The organism is Cryobacterium sp. GrIS_2_6 (assembly GCF_035984545.1).
In the GTDB taxonomy this organism is placed as follows: domain Bacteria; phylum Actinomycetota; class Actinomycetes; order Actinomycetales; family Microbacteriaceae; genus Cryobacterium.
Genome location: NZ_JAXCHP010000001.1, coordinates 4,032,182 through 4,050,976, shown reverse-complemented (window position 1 = coordinate 4,050,976; position 18,795 = coordinate 4,032,182). Strand labels below are relative to the sequence as shown.

Sequence of the window (18,795 nt, the reverse complement as noted above, 5' to 3'; positions counted from 1 at the left end):
CGCCCTACGTGCCGACCGGCTCCATCGAATGGATGCCGCCAGAGGCCCGGGTGCACGAACACCGGCTGGCGCTCGACGGCGGTTCGGACGGGCTCGACGTGCAGCGAAGGGTCGCGGCGGCTGCGGCAGGCTGGCTCGCCCCCGGCGGCCATCTCATGATCGAGACGAGTGCGCGCCAGGCGCCTGTGACGAGCGCGTTGTTCGCCAGGAACGGCCTGCTCCCCCGTACCGCGCACCACGAGGACGTCGACGGAACCGTTGTGATCGGCACACGGGTGAGGCCCCCGACCCCAGAGGTCGAGGGCCTCTCCCTGACGAGCGGGCCCGGTTAGGCCAGGCGCGTCTGCAGGTTGGTCGCGATGGCCGCGAGGAATTCCTCGGTCGTCTGGTAGCCCTGCTCCGGGCCGACCAGCAACGCGAGGTCCTTGGTCATCTGGCCGCTTTCGACGGTTGTGATGACGACGTCCTCGAGGGTTTCGGCGAACTCGGCGAGCGCCGGGTTGCCGTCGAGCTTCGCCCGGTGCGAGAGGCCGCGGGTCCAGGCATAGATCGAGGCGATCGGGTTCGTCGAGGTGGGCTTGCCCTGCTGGTGCTGGCGGTAGTGGCGGGTCACGGTGCCGTGGGCTGCCTCTGCCTCAACGACCTTGCCATCGGGAGTCGAGAGCACGCTCGTCATCAGGCCGAGCGAGCCGAAGCCCTGCGCGACGGTGTCCGACTGCACGTCGCCGTCGTAGTTCTTGCAGGCCCAGACGTAGCCGCCTTCCCACTTCATGGCGGATGCGACCATGTCGTCGATCAGGCGGTGCTCGTAGGTGAGGCCGGCAGCCTCGTAGCGGGCCTTGAACTCGGTGTCGAAGATCTCCTGGAAGATGTCCTTGAACCGGCCGTCGTATGCCTTGAGGATGGTGTTCTTGGTCGACAGGTAGACCGGGTAGTTCCGCACGAGGCCGTAGTTGAGCGAGGCACGGGCGAAGTCACGGATCGAGCTGTCGAGGTTGTACATGCCCATCGCGACACCGCTGCCCGGGGACTGGAAGACCTCGAAGGTCTGTGCCTCCGAGCCGTCCTTCGGTGTGAAGGTCATGCTGAGCGTGCCCTCACCCTCGAAGCGGAAGTTCGTGGCGCGGTACTGGTCGCCGAAGGCGTGGCGTCCGATGATGATCGGCTTGTTCCAGCCGGGAACCAGGCGCGGGATGTTGGAAATGATGATCGGCTCACGGAAGATCGTGCCGCCGAGAATGTTGCGGATCGTGCCGTTGGGAGACGCCCACATCTTCTTGAGGCCGAATTCCTCGACCCTGGCCTCGTCCGGGGTGATGGTCGCGCACTTCACGCCGACGCCGTGCTTCTGGATGGCGTGGGCCGCGTCGATCGTGATCTGGTCGTCGGTCTCATCGCGTTTCTGGATCGACAGGTCGTAGTACTCGAGGTCGATGTCGAGGTACGGGTGAATGAGCGTGTCCTTGATGGCCTGCCAGATGATGCGCGTCATCTCGTCCCCGTCGAGCTCGACGACAGTGCCTTCAACCTTGATCTTCGCCAATGAATTCTCCTCAGAATGGTACCGGCCACGTGGCCGAGTCAATTCTACAAGGCCCCCGCAACTGTCTCGACATCGAGACAGTTTTCGGTCCGGTTCTGCCCAGCGCACAAAACCCGACTACCACGCCGGTCGGCCGCAGGTTAGCCTGTTGCCATGGGTGAACTACGTCTGGAAGAACTGTCCGCACGCAACATTGTTGCGGCCAATAGCCTCAGTCTCAAACCGGGCCAGGAGCTGTACATCGCTCCCGTCTCCTATGCGGTGGCGGCTTCCGTGATCAATCCCGCGACCGCGTGGCAGCGCGTCGTGTTGCTCGACGGCGAGGTGGCCGGGTTCATCCACGGCAACTTCGACCCGGATTCGGAGCACGAGGAATTCCGGGCCTGCATCTGGAGGATCAACGTCGACGCGAGCGCCCAGGGCAAGGGCGTCGGCAAATTCGCAGCAGAGTCACTCGCCCAGGAGGCCAGGAAGCGGGGCTTCGACCACATCACCGTGATCTGGGAACCCGGCGAAGAAGGACCGGAGTCGTTCTTCCACCGGATCGGCTTCGTCGACATCGGCGAGACGGTATACGGCGAGATGATCGGTTCGCTCAAGCTGTAGCGGCCAGACGGTCCCGCTGGCCATGCGCCTCGCCCCCGACAGCGACTTCGTCACGCATGTCCTCGGCATCGTCGACTCGATTCCCGCCGGGCGGGTGATGACCTACGGCGACGTCGCGGCGGTGCTCGGTTCTCGCGGCGCCCGTGTCGTCGGCCAGATCATGGCGCACTATGGGGCGGATGTCCCCTGGTGGCGGGTGATCCGCGCCGGCGGCCACCCGCCGGCCCTGCACGAGGCCAGGGCGCTGCCGCACTACCGGGAAGAGGGCACCCCGCTCGTCCTCCTGCGCACCGCGGAGTCCGGCTACCGGGTCGACTACCCGGCCGCGCGCTGGTCACCGACCTGACCTGCCCCTCGCGGGCGAAGCCGGCACCGGGTACGGTGCCCGCATGGACAGTGAAGAAGGCTTTCAGGATCCCGTCGTCCCAATCCCGGCCTCTACCGGGTGATCCTCGAGAATGAGCGGGTACGCGTCCTCGAATACCGGGACACGCCCGGTGCCGCGACCGCGCCGCACCGGCATCCGGACAGCGTCATGGTCACCCTGAGCGAGTTCAGCCGGCGGATCTCGTCGAACGGCCGCGCCGTCGACGTCGAGCTTCCCGCCGGGGTCGCGCGGTGGCTTCCCGCCCAGGAACACACCGGTGCGAACACCGGCGATACCGACACGCACTCGATCTTCATCGAGCTCAAGGAGCCGGCGCGGCATCCCCGCGGGCGCACGGACGAGCGGCCGCTCGGGCCGCAGTCCGCCACGCCGTCGGCGCCGGACACCGACGATGAGGCGAACGTCTGGGGCTTCTCCTAGCGCGTCGCAGGCAAACGGTGTTAGCGTGCGGCATGTCCAGTGAACAGAACGCCACACAGTCCCTCGATCCGCTCGTGACGGATCCCGGCGTCTACCGGGTATTGCTCGAAAACGACCGCGTTCGCGTGCTCGAATTCCTCGATGCTCCCGGCGACACCACCAACCCGCACGAGCATCCCGACAGTGTGATGATCACGCTGAGCGCATACGCCCGGAGGTTCTCCTTCGAGGGCAGGGAGGTCGACGTCGAACTCCCGGCCGGCGAAACCGCCTGGCTCCCCGCCCAGGAACACGCCGGCGTGAACATCGGCACCACGCCGACCCACGCGATCTTCGTCGAGCTCAAGGAACAGGCCGTGCGGGCCCCCGATCCCAGCCTGCACCCGCTCGGGCCGGCGCCGCGCCCCTTGATCGGCATCCCGTTGTCGGACGCCTCGAGCGACGAGGAGAAGGCCTGGGGCTTCGCCTAGGCTGGTCTCCCCTGCCGGCTCAGGCCGGCAGGCGCCAGTCGCCTGACCGCATGGTCGCGGTGACGTAGAGTCCGGCATCGAGGACGATCAGGTCGGCCGGCTGCCCCACGGCGAGGCGGCCACAGTCGGTGAGGCCGATCATGTCGGCCGGGTTCTGCGTGGCCGCTCGCACCGCGGTGGCGAGGTCGACCCCAGCCGTGTGCACGGCGAACCGAACGGCCTCGCTCAGGGTGAGGACACTCCCGGCGATCGTCCCGTCCGCGAGGCGCGCTTCACCGTCCAGCACGCTGACGGGGAGGCCGCCGAGGGTGTACTCGCCCTCGTCCGCGCCGGCCGCGGCCATCGCGTCGGTCACGAACACCGGTCGCGACGGGCTCTGCGTGATGAAGCGGACGACCGCAGGATGCAGGTGCACCCCGTCTGCGATCAGTTCGGCGAACACGGCGGGGTTCTCGAGCAGCGCGAGCGAAGGCCCGGGTTCCCGATGGTGCAGGGGACGCATCGCGTTGAAGAGGTGCGTGCCCGCCGTGGCCCCCGCCTGGATCGCCTGCCTGGTCATGTCGTCGTTGGCGTCGGTGTGGCCGATCGCGGCGACCGCGCCGTATCCGACGACCCGCCGGACGGCGTCGAGCCCGCCCGGGAGTTCCGGGGCGATCGTGACCATGCGCACCGTGCCGTGGCCGGCACGCATGAGGCGGTCGATGCTGTCCCTGTCGGGCACCCGGAGCAGCTCCGCCGTATGGGCGCCCCGATGGATCGGGCTCAGCCAGGGTCCTTCGAGGTGGATGCCTGCGAGCAGGCCGGAATCGACGAGGTCGGCGAGGCCGGCCACCAGGCGTTCCATCTCGTCGAGCGGTGCCGTGACGAGGCTCGCCATCAGCGTCGTCGTGCCGTGTTCCCGGTGGGTCGCCGCGATCCCGGCCGCCGCGATCTCCGTGTCGGCATCGTTGAAGCTGAATCCGCCGCCGCCGTGATTGTGCACGTCGACGAACCCGGGGGCGAGGATCCCGTCCGGGTAGCGGACATCGGCGACGCGCGGCGGGTCGCCTGCGCCGACGGCGACGATCCGTCCGGCCCTGACCTCGACCCAGCCCGGGGTGTACACGGCGTCCGCGGCGACGACCGTGCCGGCGCTGAGCAGAATCGAGTCGGCCACGGGGTTAGATTCCCTGCCAGGCGTACTTGTGGGCGTATGCGTATGCGTAGTAGTCCCGGTTGGCGAGGCGGGATGCCGCAGCCTCGTCGACGAGGACGGTCACGTGCGGGTGAAGCTGGATGACCGAACCGGGCTTGCTCGACGAGACCGGTCCCTCGACGGCGGACGCGATCGCATCCGCTTTCTCTTCGCCGAACGCGAGCAGGATGAGGTGCCTGGCGCGGCGAATCGTGCCGAGGCCCTGGGTCATGCAGTGGATCGGCACGTCGTCGGCAGTGGCGAAGAAGCGCGCGTTGTCGATCCGGGTCTTCTCGGTCAGGGTCTTGATCCGGGTGACGGACGCGAAGGAGGAACCTGGCTCGTTGAAACCGACGTGACCGGTCTGCCCGATACCGAGGATTTGCACGTCGACGCCGCCGGCCGCGACGATGGCGGCCTCGTAGTCGAGTCCGGCGGTCTCGAGGGTGGCCACGTCGCCGTTCGGGGTACGGATGTTCGCGGGGTCGAGACCAAGGGGCACGACGACGTCGCGGGTGATGACGGCGCGGTAGCTCTCCGGGTGCCCTGCGGGCAGCCCGACGTATTCGTCGAGGGCGAAGCCGCGCACGCGGGACATGTCGAGGGGTTCCTCCGCGAGGGAGGCCGCGAGCGCCGCGTACACGGAGAGCGGCGTGGACCCTGTGGCCAGGCCGAGGACGGCATCCGGCTTGCGCATGATCAGGGCACGGATGGATGCCGCAGCAAGCGTTCCCGCTGCGGTCTCGGTGTCGAGGACGATTACTTCAGCCAATGTTCTGCTCCAGTTTCACAATGATGGTGCGTGGTGGTGCTGCCGGGGTCACGGGCTCGCCCGCGACCCCGGCGTTGGTGGGATTAGACCGTCGTGGACGAAGCGGAGTCGGCCACGGTCGCGTCGGGGACCTCGTCCTCGCCGCGACCGGGGGTCTTCAGGTTCCACTTGCGAATCACGAAGCGGAACAGGAAGTAGTAGATGGCCCCGTATGCGAGCCCGATCGGGATGAGCAGCAGCGGCTTTTCGGCCAGGCCGAAGTTGAGCACGTAGTCGAACGTGCCTGCGCTGAAGGTGAACCCGTCCCTAATCCCGAGGGCGTTCACGAGGGCGAGCGAGGAACCGGTCAGCACCGCGTGGATGAGGTAGAGCGGGAAAGCGACGAACATGAAGGAGAACTCGAGGGGCTCCGTGACGCCGGTGAGCATGGCGGTGAGCGCACCGGAGAGCATGATGCCGCCGACGATCTTCTTCTGGGACGGCTTGGCTTCCTGCCAGATGGCGAGGGCGCCGGCCGGCAGCGCGAACATCATGATCGGGAAGAACCCGGTCATGAAGGAGCCGGCGGTCGGGTCGCCGGCGAAGAACCGGGCGATGTCACCGTGCGCGCCGTTGAAGTCGCCGATCACGAACCACATCACCGAGTTGAGGATGTGGTGCAGCCCGACCGGGATCAGCAGCCGGTTGGTCGTGCCGTAGAGGAAACCGCCCCAGATGTTGTTGGAGGAGACGAACTCGCCGAAGCCGGAGAGACCGGTCGCGAAGGCGGGGTAGACGAAGGCCAGCAGGACGCCGAGAACGAGTGCCGTGCCGGCGGTGACGATCGGAACGAACCGGCGACCGCCGAAGAAGGCCAGGTAGCTCGGCAGGGAGATCCGGTGGAAGCGCTGCCAGAGCAAGGCGGAGGTGATACCGATCAGGATGCCGCCGAGGACACTGTAATTGACCAGCACCTGCTTCCCGCCCGCTGCGGGAAGGCCCAGGACCAGGGGCGACATCGCCTCGCCGACCTTGGAGAAGACGAGGTACCCGACGACGGCGGCGAGGGCTGTCGATCCGTCGGACTTCTTCGCGAAGCCGATCGCGACGCCGACCGCGAAGAGCAGCGGCAGCGCGTCGAAGAGGGCGCCGCCCGCCGAGGCGATCACGGCCGCTCCGGTTTCGAAGCCCGGGATGCGCCCGAGCAGGTCGGGCTGGCCGAGGCGGAGCAAAAGGCCGGCAGCGGGCAGTGCCGCGATCGGCAGCATGAGGCTGCGACCGACTCGTTGAAGTTGCGCGAGGCCGGGGAACGGCCGTTTCGTCCCGGCGTCTACGGTGATGCTGGACATTGATTTCCTCCTGGTGGTGCGTTGTCGGTATGGATGGTGCGTGGATGGTCTGAGGGTCAGGGCTGGTGCTGCAGGTTGAGCGTCATGTGGATCTGGTAGCGGTCGCCGCGATACCACGAGGTGACGTGTTCGAGGAAGGCGGCCCCGGCGGACGACGTCCGACGGAAGACCATTACGGGGGCGTTGGCGGCGATGCCGAGGGTGGCGGCGAGCAGGTCGTCGGCGCCCTCCGCCCAGACGGCCTGCTCCGCGTTGTCGATCCGCAGGCCGTATTCGGTCGCGAACGTCGCGTACAGGGACCGGGTCAGGTCCTTGGCGCCGAGGTCGGGGAGCAGCTCTGCCGGGTAGAAGCCGCGTTCGAGTGCCATCGGCACCCCGTCGGCGAGCCGGAGTCGTTCGATCTCCAGTACCTGGGCGCCGGCGCCGAGTCCGAGGGCGGCCCGTACCGCGAGGGGCGCTTCGACCAACCGGGACGAACGCACGATCGTCGCGGGGACGAGGCCGCGCCGGCGCATGTCCTCCGTGAAGGACGCGAGGTGCAGGTCGCTCTGCACGCGTTCGCCGGCAACGAAGGTGCCCTTGCCCTGCACCCGGTAGAGCACACCCTCCTCGACGAGCTGCCTGATCGCTTCGCGCACGGTCGAGCGACTGACGCCGTAGCGCGTCATGAGCTTCCGCTCCGGCGGGATCGCGGCGTGGGGAGCCAGGCTGGTCCCGACCAGCTGACCGCAGCTGGGCGTGCTTGGAGACCGGTCCTGATTCCAGAACCGGGACCTCATCGATGTCGGTCATCTCGCTGCGTCCTCCGGAAGTTGGGGTGTGTAGATACCAGCATAGGACCACTTTCGCTTTCTGGTCTGTACTGGTACGATCCAATAGTTCGATGATGAAGCCGCGGCACCCTGCTTGTCAAGACCCCCAGCCGCTCGGGTTCTCCGAGAACACCCGAACCGAATCAGACAGGGCGCAGACTTGGCTCACGGCCGGAACGCTTCGCGCGCATCCCGGCCGCTGCAGCCGGTTCCCGGCCCACCATCACTGGAGGAAACACCATGAGCACCAAAGCGGAGCAAATCCTCGCCGGCCTCGGCGGATCAGGCAACCTCGTCGAGATCGAGGCGTGCATCACCCGACTGCGCACCGAGGTGAAGGACCCCGCCCTCGTGAACGAGCCTGCGCTCAAGGCGGCCGGCGCCCACGGCGTCTTCCGGTCCGGCACCATCGTCCAGGTCGTTGTCGGACCAGAGGCCGACAACCTCGCCGAAGACATCGAAGACCTCCTGTGAGCCGTGGGGCTCCCGTCGTTCTCGTGACGCCCGTCATCGTCCTCGCGCCCGTCCCCGGTCGCGCCGTCAGCCTCGCCGAGGTCCCCGATCCCACGTTCGCCCAGGCGATCGTGGGTCCCGGCGCCGCGATCGACCCGCCGCGGGGCATGGTCGACGCGATCGCGCCGATCAGCGGCAGGCTGCTCAAGGTCTTCCCGCACGCCTTTGTGATCCTCTCCCCCGACGGGATCGGCGTCCTCGTCCACCTCGGCATCGACACCGTCGAGCTCCGCGGCGAGGGCTTCACCCTGCGGGCGAAGCAGGGCGATGAGGTCGCAGCCGGCGACGTGATCGTGACCTGGGACTCCGCGGCCGTCGAGGCGGGCGGACGCAATCCCATCGTGCCGGTCATCATCCTCGAGCGCGCACACGAGAACATCGACCTCGCCGACGCCGTCACTGCGGGCGCGGAGCTTGCCAGCGGCGACCTCTTCCTCACCGTCATATCCTGACCTGTCAGGTTCGCGAGACAGAGAAATGGCCCCTCGCGCACAGCGAACGGGCCATTCCTGTCTTCTCGCGGACCGGCATCCGCCGTAAATCGTGCGGATGCCGCTACACGAGTGATTCCCGCCAGGCCGCGTGCAGCAGGGCGAACCGTCCGGTGCCGTCGATCAGGTCGTCGGGGGCGCCGTCCTCGACGATGATCCCGTGCTCCATCACGAGCACCCGGTCGGCGATCGCGACCGTGGACAGCCGGTGCGCGATGATGACGGCCGTGCGGTCGGCGAGCAGGGTCTGCAGCGCCTGCTGCACGAGCCGCTCGCTCGGGATGTCGAGCGAGGACGTCGCCTCGTCGAGGATCAGCACCGCCGGGTCGGCGAGGAAGGCCCTCGCGAACGAGATCAGCTGGCGCTGCCCGGCGGACACCCTGCCGCCGCGTTTGTTCACGTCCGTGTCGTACCCGCCGGGAAGGTTCTCGATGAACTCGTGCGCGCCGACGGCACGCGCCGCCGCCACGATCTCGGCGGGAGAGGCGTCCGGTTTGCCGATCGCGATGTTGTCGGCGACCGAACCGCTGAACAGGTACGCCTCCTGGGTGACCATCACGATGGCGCGACGGAGGTCCTTGGGGTGCAGTCGGCGCAGGTCCACCGCGTCGAGCAGTACCTGGCCGTCGGTGGGGTCGTAGAACCGCGCCATGAGCTTGGCGAGCGTCGACTTGCCTGCCCCGGTCGAGCCGACGAGGGCGATGGTCTGCCCGGCGGGAATCGCGAGGTCGAAGGTGGGCAGAACCACCCGGTCGGACTGGTACTCGAAACGCACCCCGGTGAAGGTGACGGCGCCGCGCGCCTCCCACAGGTCGACGGGGGCAACCGGGTCCGGCACGCCGGGGAGTTCCTCGAGCACGCCGGAGATCTTCTCGAGCGCCGCCGCGGCGGACTGGTACGAGTTGTAGAACATCGCCATCTCCTCCATCGGGTCGAAGAACCGCCGGGTGTAGAGCAGAGCCGCGAGGAGCGCACCGATCGCGAGCTGCCCGTCGACGACGCGGAATCCGCCGAGCAGGAGCACGACGGCGACCGCGACGTTGCCGATCAGGATGAGGCCGGGGTCGAAGATGCCGAACAGCTGGATCACCCGGCTGTTCACCTTTCGGTAGTCCTCGACGAGCTCGCCGAAGACCTCCTCGTTGCGTCTCTCCGCCCGGAACGCCTTGACGGCGCGGATGCCCGTCATGGTCTCGACGAACTTCACGATGAGGCTCGCCGATGCGGTCCTCGACCGGCGGAACAACGTCTGCGAGCGCACCTGGAACCAGCGGGTGAGCGCGAACAGCGGCACCAGGGACCCGAGCAGCACCAGCCCGCTGACGCCGTCGAGGCTGACGAGCGCGATCGCCGTGAAGGCCATGTACAACACGCCCTGCACGAGCTGGTTGATACCAGAGTCGAGCAGTTCCCGGATCGCGTCGAGGTCGCTGGTCTGCCGGGAGATGATCCGCCCGGAGGTATACGACTCGTGGAACTCGAGGCTGAGCCGCTGGGTCTGCAGGAACACCCGCTTGCGGAGGTCGATCAGTACTGCCTGGCTGATCCTGGCCGACATCATCGTGTACCAGGCGATCAGGATCGCCCCGATCACGCCGGTGAGGAGGTAGACCCCGCCGGTCGCCGCGAGCGGAAGCCAGTCCAGGGCAAGGAGGGCAGGCAGCCCTTTGTCGATCCCGAACGCGATGAGGGCGGGACCGGCGACCTGGGCCGCGGTCGAGAGCACCACGACGAGCATCGCCGCGGTGACCCGCCAGCGCACCGGGCGGAGGAGGGAACCGAGCAGGCGCAACGAGCGCGCCCGGATCTGCTTGCTTTCGGATGCGGTGAAATTGTTGCGTTCTTCGCCTTCGACTCCGGTGACGCTCATCGTGCGGCCTCCTCTCGCTCGGTCTGTTCTGTCCGTGCGGCCGATTCGTCCCTGGCAACCTGTCTGGTGGCGTCGCGCCGTTCTTCGTCTTCGAGGCTCGAGATGACGAACCGGTAGTGCTCGTTGGTGCGCAGGAGCTCGGAGTGCCGGCCGACCGCGGTGATCCGGCCGTCCTCGAGCAGGGCGACCCGGTCGGCGAGGGTGACCGTCGACGGCCTGTGCGCGACGATGAGCGCCGTCGTCGAGGCGAGCACCTCGCGGAGGGCGGCCTCGACGAGGGACTCGGTGTCCACGTCGAGCGCGGAAAGCGGGTCGTCGAGCACGAGCACCGCCGGCTTCGCCGCGACCGCACGGGCGAGCGCGATCCGTTGGCGCTGGCCGCCGGAAAGGCTCATGCCCTCCTCGCCGACGAGGGTGTCGACGCCGTCGGGCAGGTCACGCACGAAGCCGGCCTGCGCGACCTGCAGGGCCTCCTCGAGCGCGGCATCCGCTGCCGCCGACCGCTCGGCGAACTCCGGCCTGCCGAGCAGCACGTTGTCGCGCACGGATGCCGAGAACAGCGTCGCATCCTCGAACGCCATCGCGAGGTGGCCGCGCAGGTCTTCGCGGCCGAGCGAGCGCACGTCGACACCGTCGAGCGTGACCGCGCCCTGGGTGACGTCGTAGAGGCGGGTGGTGAGTGCGGTGAGGGTGGACTTGCCCGAGCCGGTCAGTCCGACGAGGGCCATGGTCTCCCCCGGCTGCAGCACGAGGTTGACGCCGTCGAGCAGGTCGGGGAAGCGCGCCGGCGAGTCGGGGTAGCGGAAGTGCACGTCCTCGAATGCAAGCCGGCCGCGCGGCTCGGCGAGCGTGACGGGCCTGTCTGGGTCCGTGATGCTGTTCGGGGCGTCGAGCACGTCGAAATACCGGTCGGTCGCCGTGCGGGCGTCGAACGTCATCGATAGCAGGAACCCGATCGATTCGACCGGCCAGCGCAGCACCGTCGCCGTCGCGAAGAACGCGACGAGGCCACCTACGCTGAGTTCACCCTGGGCGGCGAGCCAGACTCCGACCACGAGACAGAGCGCGAACGCGATATCGGGCACCATCAGGAGCCAGAGCCAGATGCCGGCGATTGCGCGCGCCTTCTCGATCTCGGTTCCGCGGAGGTCTTCCGCCTGCTGCGAGAAGTTCTTGAGCGCGAAACCGCCGCGCCCGAACGCCTTGAGCACGCGAATTCCGTGCACGGACTCCTCGACGGCCGTCGCGAGGTCGCCGGCCTGGTCCTGGCTGCGCCGGGCCACGACGGAGTACTTCTCCTCGAACAGGTACCCGACGATCCAGAGCGGAATCGAGCAGGCGATGAAGACGACGCCCAGGATCCAGTTCATGGAGACCAGCACGGCGGCGCCGATCACGATCGTGACGATATTGACGACCAGGAGGACCAGACCGAAGGAGATCCACCGCCGGATCAGGTTCAGGTCGCTCACCGCGCGGGACAGGAGCTGTCCGCTCGGCCAGCGATCGTGGAAGGAGACCGGCAGGTCCTGGAGGCGCGCGAAAAGCGCGTTGCGCATGCTCGCCTCCACGTGGGTGCCCGGGACCAGCACGAACCAGCGGCGGAGGGCGATCAGGATGGCCTCGAGCACGCCGAGGCCGAGGACGACCAGCACAGCGGGCCAGATCCCGGCGGGGTCCTGACGGGACAGGGCGCCGTCGACGAGGCCCTGCAAAACTTGCGGGATCGCGAGGGCGACGACCGCGGCCAGGAGCGCGGCGATCATGCCCAGCACGAGCCGGGGCAACGCGGGCCGCACGTAGGGAAAGAGGCGCAACAGGATGCGCAGCGTGCTCGCGCGCTTCCGGGGCTGCTCATGGGCCGCAGCCGGCGTGACAGCAGGTGTGGTGGGTGTCGTCGAGGCGGTCGGTGGGTTCGGAGTCGTGTCCATGGGAGTGGGTGGTGTGGTTTCGATGGGAGTGGGTGGTGTGATCTGGGTCACGAGTGGAGCCTGTTCGGATACATGGTGCCGATGGACGCCAGCGGGGTGCGCTGGGCGTCGAGCAGTCGAAGAAGTCGCGTCGGAGTCGCGTTCGACAGTGGGGCGGGAAGCTGGGCGCTTCCATACGGTCGCGACGGCGGGACGCCGGTCGCGGGCTACGGGTTAAGGGCGGGGTGCTGGCCGGCGCGCGGTGCGGATGGAGTGGCTAGGCCGCGTTGTCGTGGACGCCCACGGCAGAGCCAGCGCCGGTGATCGCATTCCAAGCGAGCTGTGGCTGTGCTGTCTGTGTCATGTCGGCCTCCTGAGCGCGTCGAATCCTCGTTGTGCTCCCCGTGTCAGGCAGCCTTCCAGACTACGGCCACACCCTTCGTCGGCGCAAGCACCTCTTTGAGGGTCAGGTGGACGGGCCCCCGGTCAGCGGATGCGGACGCTCAGGCAGGTGACGCAGCCCTCGAGCTTCTCGAATTCGGAGATGTCGACGGTGACGACGCGGTAGCCGCGGGCGGCGAACAGGGCAGCCGAGCGCGGGGCCGCGCTCGACATCAGCACCGCGTCCGGGGCGAGCACGACGACGGCGGTGCCGTACTCCTCCGGGACGGGGAGGAAGGGTTCGAACACCGTGGAGTCGTCGACGAGGAGTGGGTAGCCGATCACGGTCGCGTCGGGAAGCGCGGTGACGGCGGACTTGAGGTGCAGCACCTTGCTGATCGGGACCGCGACGACGGTGTAGCCGCGCGGGACCAGGATGGCGCGGAGCTGGTCGATGCCGGCGTCGTTCGTGCGCAGGCTGCGGCCGACGTACACGGTCCGGCCGATCTTGAGCACGTCGCCGCCGTCGAGGGTGCCGGGCAGCGCGAGGTGGCGCACCGGGATGCCGAGGCCGCGGACGGCGGCCTCCGCCCCCGCGGTCTCGTCCCGGCGGCTCGGGGCTCCCGGGCTGGTCAGCACGGCGATGTCGCCGAAGGAGATCACGGCATCCTCGATGAAGACCGAGTCAGGGAGCAGCGGAGCCGGTTCGACCTCGATCACGTCCCAACCCTCCGCGGCGAGAGCGGCGACGTAGCCGGCCCACTGGGTGCGGGCCAGCCCGAGGTCGACGGGGACGCGCTCGATGTGCGTGAGCTGGCCCTCAGCGAGGTTGTCGGCGGGGCGACGGACCAGGGCGATCCGGCGAGCGGCGGGGTCGAGTGCGGGGATGTCCATCCCGACAGTGTATGGGCTCGACGGGTGCGGCTTCGCCGGCCGCTCGCAGGTGCCCCGCGGTCAGAGCTTCTGGTCGTTGATCTCCTGGATCGGCATCGAGCGGGTGAATTCCTCGCCGCGGTGCACGGCCTCGGAGTCTCCGGAGAACAGGCCGGGTGCCTCTGTGACGGGGCGTTGTCCCCTCGCGGCGCTCGTGGCCGACGTAGTGGGGCGGCGGGCCGGCTGCCGAACCTCGACGCGGCCGAGCGGGAGGGCTTCCGGGTTCTCGGCGACGAGCCACTCGACGAGGTTCTCCCGCACGATGCAGCGCAGGTCCCAGAGCATCGCGGCGTCCCCGGCCGAGACCAGAACGCGGATGCGGACGAAGCCGCCGACGGCATCCGTCACCTGCAGTACGGCGACGCGCCGGTCCCAGAGCTCCGTCTGTGCGACGATCCGGTTCAGTTCCTCGCGCATGGCCCCGGTGCTGACCCGCCAGTCGACGTCGAACTCGACGGAGCCGAGCAGTTCGCTCGTGCGGCGGGTCCAGTTCTGGAACGGCGTCGTCGTGAAATAGGTCGAGGGCAGTACCATCCTGCGGTCGTCCCAGATGTGCACGACGATGTAGGTGAGGGTGATCTCCTCGATCCGGCCCCACTCGTTCTCGACGATGACGACGTCGTCGACGCGCAGGGCGTTACTGAAGGAGAGCTGCATGCCGGCGAAGACGTTGGCAAGGCTGGACTGGGCGGCAAGGCCGGCGACGACGCTCAGGAGTCCCGCCGAGGCGAAGAGGCTCGCCCCGACCGCAGCGGCCCCTGGGATGCTGAGCAGCACCGTGCCGATCGCGCAGACGATGACCACGACGACGCTGATCCGGCGGAGCATCCGCAGCTGGGTGCGGACCCGCCGCGCCACCCGGTTGTCCCGCACGTCGATGCGGTACCGCGCGGCGATGACTTCCTCGAAGAAGTACATCAGCGCCGCGACGAGCCAGGTCGCCGCCGCGATGAACAGGGCGCGCATGCTGAAGTCGACCGCGAGGGTCAGATCCGGCGTCGTCGTCAGGTACACGGACGTCACGATCCAGAGGGCGCCGATCAGGATCACGATCCGGAACGGACGCCGGCACAGGCGGATGAACGCGCGCGCCCAGGCCCGCTTACGCGCGGCCATCCGGAAGACGAACGCGGCGATCGCGGTGATCACAAAGGCGCTTATCACCGCGACGACGAGCGCGATCAGAAAGGTGGGTTCGATGAAACCGTCGAGCAGCGGCACGGGTGTCCCTTCGACCGGACCGCCGACTAGCGAACCGGACCCTTCCATCGTGCCAGACCCCGCTGGCAGGAGCCTCCGCGGCCCGCTTCACCAATTCGACGGAGATTCTTCCCGGAACCCTCTGCGTCAAGCTGGTTGTGAGTCAGTTCACGATCAGTAGGAGTCAGAGGAATGTCGATTAGTCCAGGGTTCACTGTGGTGGAGATCCGCGAGTTTGTTCATGAGTATCACCGGCAACCGCATGGTCAGAAAGGTGCCTGGTTAGCGGGACAGCCGGTCTCGCATGCGATGCTGACGCGGTGGAGCGCCGCGGTGTATGGCGGTGATCTGGACCGGGGTCTGGTTCCGCGAGAGGGTAGGGCTATGACTGTTCCCCCTCGTAAGCGCACGGCGCTGGAGAAATCACGGGCCGCTGAGCGCGCGGCGCACGCGGCTGAGGTTGCGAAACTGAGCGCGCGGGTGCGCGAGTTGGAGGACACGAACAACACGCTGGGGAAAGCTATCGGGCTCTTGCACGCGATGAGCGAGGAAGAGCCCGCACCCACCCCGACGACATCCGATCCGTCCGGTTCCTGAAGCTCGAGAACACGCTCGTCGGTGACCTGACGCGTTTAACGGGGTCGCAACGCCGCGCTTTGGTCCTCGCGGGCGTGGCCCGCTCAACGTGGCAGTACCGGCAGAAGCCCCGCGCCCGGGTGCCCGAACCCATCGCGCAGAAAGACCGCGCGTACTTGTCCCGGATCCCCACGACGGATCGGAAGGTGATCGCGGAACAGATCACGACGGGGTGGACGGCGGGGCATTCCGTCGATCACACCTTTGCGAGCGTCTGGGACCAGGGTGTGATGCTCGCCGGGCGCCGGTCCTGGTGGCGGATCGCCGCCGACCTCACCGATCAGAGCACCCGCCCCGTCGTGCCCACCGGGCGTGGGTCTCGAACACCCCGCCAGAAGCCGGTGCTGGTAGCGACCGGGCCTGGGCAGGTGTGGTCCTGGGACATCACCGACCTCCGCTGCCCGTGGCGGGGCACAACGTTCAAGGCGTATTCCATCATCGATATCTACTCGCGCACGATCGTCGGCTGGCGGGTCGAGGAACGCGAGAGCGACCACCTCGCCGTGGAGATGTTCCAGAGCGCGTTCGACCAATACGGCACCCCCAAGTTCGTGCACGCCGATTCCGGGCCCGCGATGCGTTCGGGCGCTCTGGCCGATCTCCTCGCCGAGCACAAGGTGACTAAAACCCACAACCGGCCCTATGTGTCCAACGACAACCCGTTCTCCGAGTCTGAATTTCGCACAATGAAGTACCGGCCCAACTACCCCGGAACGTTCGAGAGTCTTCAGGCCGCCCGCGACCACCTGGCCGAGTACGTGCCTTGGTACAACACGACCCACAAGCATTCCGGCATCGCGTTATTCACGCCCCAGCAAGTCCACGACGGCTCCTGGAAGCAGGCCCACCGCATCCGCGACATGGCACTGCAGACCTACCACCAGAACCACCCGGAACGATTCCACTCGCGGCCGACTACACCCGCACCAGCCGGCACCGTTGGAATCAACATCCCCAAGGAAACTGTCAAAAGCTAGCCCACGTGACTCCACACAGCTTGACATCGAGCGGAAAGCGCTTAAATCACGCTCCCACGTTCCGAAAACTCAAAAAGTCCGTCGAATTGGTCAGGGGAAACGGGTCAGTGGAAGAAGTGGCGCTCTCCGGTGAAGTACATCGCGACGCCGGCCTCTGCGGCAGCGGCGATGACCTCGGGGTCGCGTACCGAACCTCCGGGCTGTACGACCGCGGTGACCCCGGCCTCGAGGAGGACCTGCAGGCCGTCGGCGAACGGGAAGAACGCGTCGGAGGCTGCCACGGAGCCGGCGGCCCTGTCCCCGGCGCGCAGCACGGCGAGGTGGCACGAGTCGACCCGGTTGACCTGGCCCATGCCCACGCCGACGGATGCGCCGGAGCGGGCGAGCAGGATCGCGTTCGACTTCACGGACCGGCACGCCTTCCACGCGAACTCGAGGTCTGCGCGGGTGGCCGCGTCGACTTCCTCGCCGGCGGCAAGGGTCCAGGTCGAAGAGTCGAAGTCTTCGAACGAGTCGGTCTCCTGCACGAGCAACCCGCCGGAGATCTGGCGAAGCTCGAGCGAGGAACGGTGGTAGTTCTCCGGAAGCTCGAGCAGGCGGATGTTCTTCTTCTGGCTGAGCAGTTCGAACGCGGCCGGTTCGAAGCCGGGCGCGACGAGCACCTCGGTGAAGATCTGGCTGACGGTCTCGGCCATGCCGAGGGTCACGATGCGGTTGGCCGCGATGACCCCGCCGAATGCGGAGACGGGGTCGCAGTCGTGAGCCCGCTTGTGGGCCGAGGCGATCGCATCCGGTGCCTTGGGGTTGGCCACGGCGATGCCGCACGGGTTGGCGTGCTTGATGATGGCGACGGCGGGTTCGGCGAAGTCGAAGGCAGCGCGCACGGCGGCATCGGCGTCGACGTAGTTGTTGTACGACATCTCCTTGCCGTGGCGCTGCACCGCCTGGGCGATGCCCTCTCCGCCTTCGCCGAGGTAGAGCGCGGCGGCCTGGTGCGAGTTCTCGCCGTAGCGCAACACGCTGCCGCGGGTGGCCTCGATCGCGAGGGTTCCGGGGAAGGGGCCCTCGTCGTCGAAGGCGGTGCCGATCACGGCGTCGAACTCGTCGAGGATGGCCTCATCGAGGGCCTCGGTGTCGTCCTGCCACTGGTCGTAGACGTTCTCGGTGAACCACGCGGAGACGCTCAGGTCGTAGCCGGCCGTGTGCTCGAAGGCGAGCGAGGCGAGCTTGCGGCGCAGCTCGAGCGTCGTTCCCCCTGCGGAGACGGCGGTGACGATCTCGCCGTAGTTCTCCGGGTCAACCACGATCGCGACGTTCGGGTGGTTCTTCGCCGCGGCGCGCACGAGTGCGGGGCCGCCGATGTCGATCTGCTCGATGACCTCGGCAGCGGGGGCGCCGGAATTCACGGTCTCGACGAAGGGGTAGAGGTTCACCACGACGAGCTCGAAGGGCGCGATGCCGAGCTCGGTGAGCTGGGCCTCGTGGGCGGCGAGCCGCAGGTCGGCGAGGATGCCGGCGTGCACTCCGGGGTGCAGGGTTTTGACCCGGCCGTCGAGGGATTCCGGGAATCCCGTGACGGCGGCGACATCGGTCACGGCGAAGCCCGCGGCACGGATGCTCGCCGCGGTGGACCCCGTCGACACGATTTCGACGCCGGTCGCCACGAGGGCAGCCGCGAGCTCGACCAGGCCGGTCTTGTCGCTCACCGAGATGAGCGCCCGCCGAACCTGGACGACATCGCGTTCGCGGTAAAGGCTCTGGTCGTTGCTGTGCCCGCTCATATCTGGGAGTGCTCCTTGAGGTTCGTGTTTCCGTTGGCGATGTCGAGAACGGCCTGCACGAGCAGGCGCCGTTCGACGATCTTGATCCTGGCGTGCAGGGAGTCCTCTGTGTCGTCCGGAAGCACCGGCACCCGCTCCTGCGCGACGATGGGCCCGTCGTCGACACCGGTGTCGACGACGATCAGGCTAGCTCCGGTCTCGGGGACGCCGGCGGCGAGCGCGTCGCGCACCCCGTGGGCTCCGGGGAACTCCGGCAGGTAGGCCGGATGCGTGTTGAGCAGGTTCGGGGTCAGTGCGGCGACGACCCTGGCGGGCAGGAGACGCATGAAGCCGCTGAGTACGACGAGATCCGGCGACCACTGCCGGATCACGGCGAGCAGTTCATCGCCCCACTCCTCGCGGGACGCGAACGAGCTGTATGGCACCGTAAAGGTGGACACACCGAACTCTTCACCGAGGTCGAGGCCGTCCGCGTCCCTGTCGGCGCCGATCGCGACGACCCGCGCCGGGTACTCGGCGTCCTGGCACGCTTCCAGGAGGGAACGGAGGTTGGATCCCCCGCCGGAGATCAATACGACCAATGACAGCAC

20 protein-coding genes are annotated in these 18,795 nt (G+C 68.0%); 9 read left to right on the top strand and 11 right to left on the bottom strand.

Annotated features, from left to right (window positions below):
- The first annotated feature begins 8 nt into the window (after positions 1 to 8).
- Positions 9 to 332: a hypothetical protein gene (locus RCH22_RS19605; RefSeq protein ID WP_327015270.1), complete on the top strand. Its 324-nt coding sequence runs from the start codon at positions 9 to 11 to the stop codon at positions 330 to 332.
- Here the strand turns inward: RCH22_RS19605 and RCH22_RS19600 are convergent.
- Positions 329 to 1,543 (bottom strand): NADP-dependent isocitrate dehydrogenase, encoded by a 1,215-nt coding sequence (locus tag RCH22_RS19600; protein ID WP_327015269.1) that lies wholly within the window; start codon positions 1,541 to 1,543, stop codon positions 329 to 331. The two genes, RCH22_RS19605 and RCH22_RS19600, sit on opposite strands and share 4 nt — an antisense overlap.
- 153 nt (positions 1,544 to 1,696) lie before the next feature.
- Here RCH22_RS19600 and RCH22_RS19595 point away from each other — a divergent pair, with 153 nt between their 5' ends.
- The 4 genes from RCH22_RS19595 to RCH22_RS19580 all read left to right on the top strand — a co-directional run bounded on the left by RCH22_RS19595 (position 1,697) and on the right by RCH22_RS19580 (position 3,427).
- Positions 1,697 to 2,149, top strand: a complete 453-nt coding sequence (locus RCH22_RS19595) for a GNAT family N-acetyltransferase (RefSeq protein WP_327015268.1) — start codon at positions 1,697 to 1,699, stop codon at positions 2,147 to 2,149.
- A gap of 22 nt (positions 2,150 to 2,171) precedes the next feature.
- Entirely contained in the window at positions 2,172 to 2,495 is a 324-nt protein-coding gene (locus RCH22_RS19590) for an MGMT family protein (protein WP_327015267.1), read from the top strand.
- A gap of 99 nt (positions 2,496 to 2,594) precedes the next feature.
- Positions 2,595 to 2,957, top strand: coding sequence for a cytoplasmic protein (locus tag RCH22_RS19585; RefSeq protein WP_327015266.1), 363 nt, complete (start codon positions 2,595 to 2,597; stop codon positions 2,955 to 2,957).
- Positions 2,958 to 2,989: 32 nt separating this feature from the next.
- Positions 2,990 to 3,427 (top strand): cytoplasmic protein, encoded by a 438-nt coding sequence (locus tag RCH22_RS19580; RefSeq protein ID WP_327015265.1) that lies wholly within the window; start codon positions 2,990 to 2,992, stop codon positions 3,425 to 3,427.
- Between the two features lie 19 nt (positions 3,428 to 3,446).
- On the opposite strand, the gene nagA is transcribed toward RCH22_RS19580, so the two are convergent.
- The 4 genes from nagA to RCH22_RS19560 all read right to left on the bottom strand — a co-directional run bounded on the left by nagA (position 3,447) and on the right by RCH22_RS19560 (position 7,369).
- Positions 3,447 to 4,583, bottom strand: a complete 1,137-nt coding sequence (nagA, locus tag RCH22_RS19575; protein WP_327015264.1) for an N-acetylglucosamine-6-phosphate deacetylase — start codon at positions 4,581 to 4,583, stop codon at positions 3,447 to 3,449.
- 4 nt (positions 4,584 to 4,587) lie between these two features.
- Positions 4,588 to 5,373 (bottom strand): glucosamine-6-phosphate deaminase, encoded by a 786-nt coding sequence (locus RCH22_RS19570; RefSeq protein ID WP_327015263.1) that lies wholly within the window; start codon positions 5,371 to 5,373, stop codon positions 4,588 to 4,590.
- An 83-nt stretch (positions 5,374 to 5,456) separates the two neighbouring features.
- On the bottom strand, positions 5,457 to 6,701 hold the full coding sequence (locus tag RCH22_RS19565) for a PTS transporter subunit EIIC (RefSeq protein ID WP_327015262.1): 1,245 nt from the start codon (positions 6,699 to 6,701) through the stop codon (positions 5,457 to 5,459).
- Positions 6,702 to 6,757: 56 nt separating this feature from the next.
- Positions 6,758 to 7,369, bottom strand: a complete 612-nt coding sequence (locus RCH22_RS19560) for a GntR family transcriptional regulator (protein ID WP_327015261.1) — start codon at positions 7,367 to 7,369, stop codon at positions 6,758 to 6,760.
- A 384-nt stretch (positions 7,370 to 7,753) separates the two neighbouring features.
- Between RCH22_RS19560 and RCH22_RS19555 the strand changes: the two genes are divergently transcribed.
- Complete coding sequence (locus RCH22_RS19555) at positions 7,754 to 7,987, top strand: glucose PTS transporter subunit EIIB (RefSeq protein ID WP_134449968.1); 234 nt, start codon at positions 7,754 to 7,756, stop codon at positions 7,985 to 7,987.
- 23 nt (positions 7,988 to 8,010) lie between these two features.
- A complete protein-coding gene (locus tag RCH22_RS19550) occupies positions 8,011 to 8,478 on the top strand; it encodes a PTS glucose transporter subunit IIA (protein WP_327015260.1) in 468 nt (155 codons plus the stop codon).
- 103 nt (positions 8,479 to 8,581) lie between these two features.
- On the opposite strand, the gene RCH22_RS19545 is transcribed toward RCH22_RS19550, so the two are convergent.
- The 4 genes from RCH22_RS19545 to RCH22_RS19530 all read right to left on the bottom strand — a co-directional run bounded on the left by RCH22_RS19545 (position 8,582) and on the right by RCH22_RS19530 (position 14,832).
- Positions 8,582 to 10,387 carry an ABC transporter ATP-binding protein gene (locus tag RCH22_RS19545; RefSeq protein ID WP_327015259.1) on the bottom strand — a complete coding sequence of 602 codons (1,806 nt, stop codon included), beginning with the start codon at positions 10,385 to 10,387 and terminating at the stop codon, positions 8,582 to 8,584.
- Positions 10,384 to 12,153, bottom strand: a complete 1,770-nt coding sequence (locus RCH22_RS19540; protein ID WP_327015578.1) for an ABC transporter ATP-binding protein — start codon at positions 12,151 to 12,153, stop codon at positions 10,384 to 10,386. The genes RCH22_RS19545 and RCH22_RS19540 overlap by 4 nt, the downstream gene beginning before the upstream one ends.
- 630 nt (positions 12,154 to 12,783) lie before the next feature.
- Entirely contained in the window at positions 12,784 to 13,572 is a 789-nt protein-coding gene (gene ddaH, locus RCH22_RS19535) for a dimethylargininase (protein WP_327015258.1), read from the bottom strand.
- Positions 13,573 to 13,632: 60 nt separating this feature from the next.
- Entirely contained in the window at positions 13,633 to 14,832 is a 1,200-nt protein-coding gene (locus RCH22_RS19530) for a mechanosensitive ion channel domain-containing protein (protein WP_327015257.1), read from the bottom strand.
- 363 nt (positions 14,833 to 15,195) lie between these two features.
- On the opposite strand from RCH22_RS19530, the gene RCH22_RS19525 reads away from it, so the two are divergent.
- Both RCH22_RS19525 and RCH22_RS19520 read left to right on the top strand, forming a co-directional pair.
- The gene (locus RCH22_RS19525) at positions 15,196 to 15,408 is read left to right on the top strand and encodes a hypothetical protein (protein ID WP_327012584.1); all 213 of its coding nucleotides are present in this window, start codon (positions 15,196 to 15,198) and stop codon (positions 15,406 to 15,408) included.
- A 74-nt stretch (positions 15,409 to 15,482) separates the two neighbouring features.
- Positions 15,483 to 16,424 carry a DDE-type integrase/transposase/recombinase gene (locus tag RCH22_RS19520; RefSeq protein WP_327012585.1) on the top strand — a complete coding sequence of 314 codons (942 nt, stop codon included), beginning with the start codon at positions 15,483 to 15,485 and terminating at the stop codon, positions 16,422 to 16,424.
- A gap of 104 nt (positions 16,425 to 16,528) precedes the next feature.
- Here the strand turns inward: RCH22_RS19520 and purH are convergent, their stop codons facing one another.
- Entirely contained in the window at positions 16,529 to 18,205 is a 1,677-nt protein-coding gene (gene purH, locus RCH22_RS19515; protein WP_327015256.1) for a bifunctional phosphoribosylaminoimidazolecarboxamide formyltransferase/IMP cyclohydrolase, read from the bottom strand.
- Positions 18,202 to 18,795: a phosphoribosylglycinamide formyltransferase gene (gene purN, locus RCH22_RS19510; protein WP_327015255.1), complete on the bottom strand. Its 594-nt coding sequence runs from the start codon at positions 18,793 to 18,795 to the stop codon at positions 18,202 to 18,204. The genes purH and purN overlap by 4 nt, the downstream gene beginning before the upstream one ends.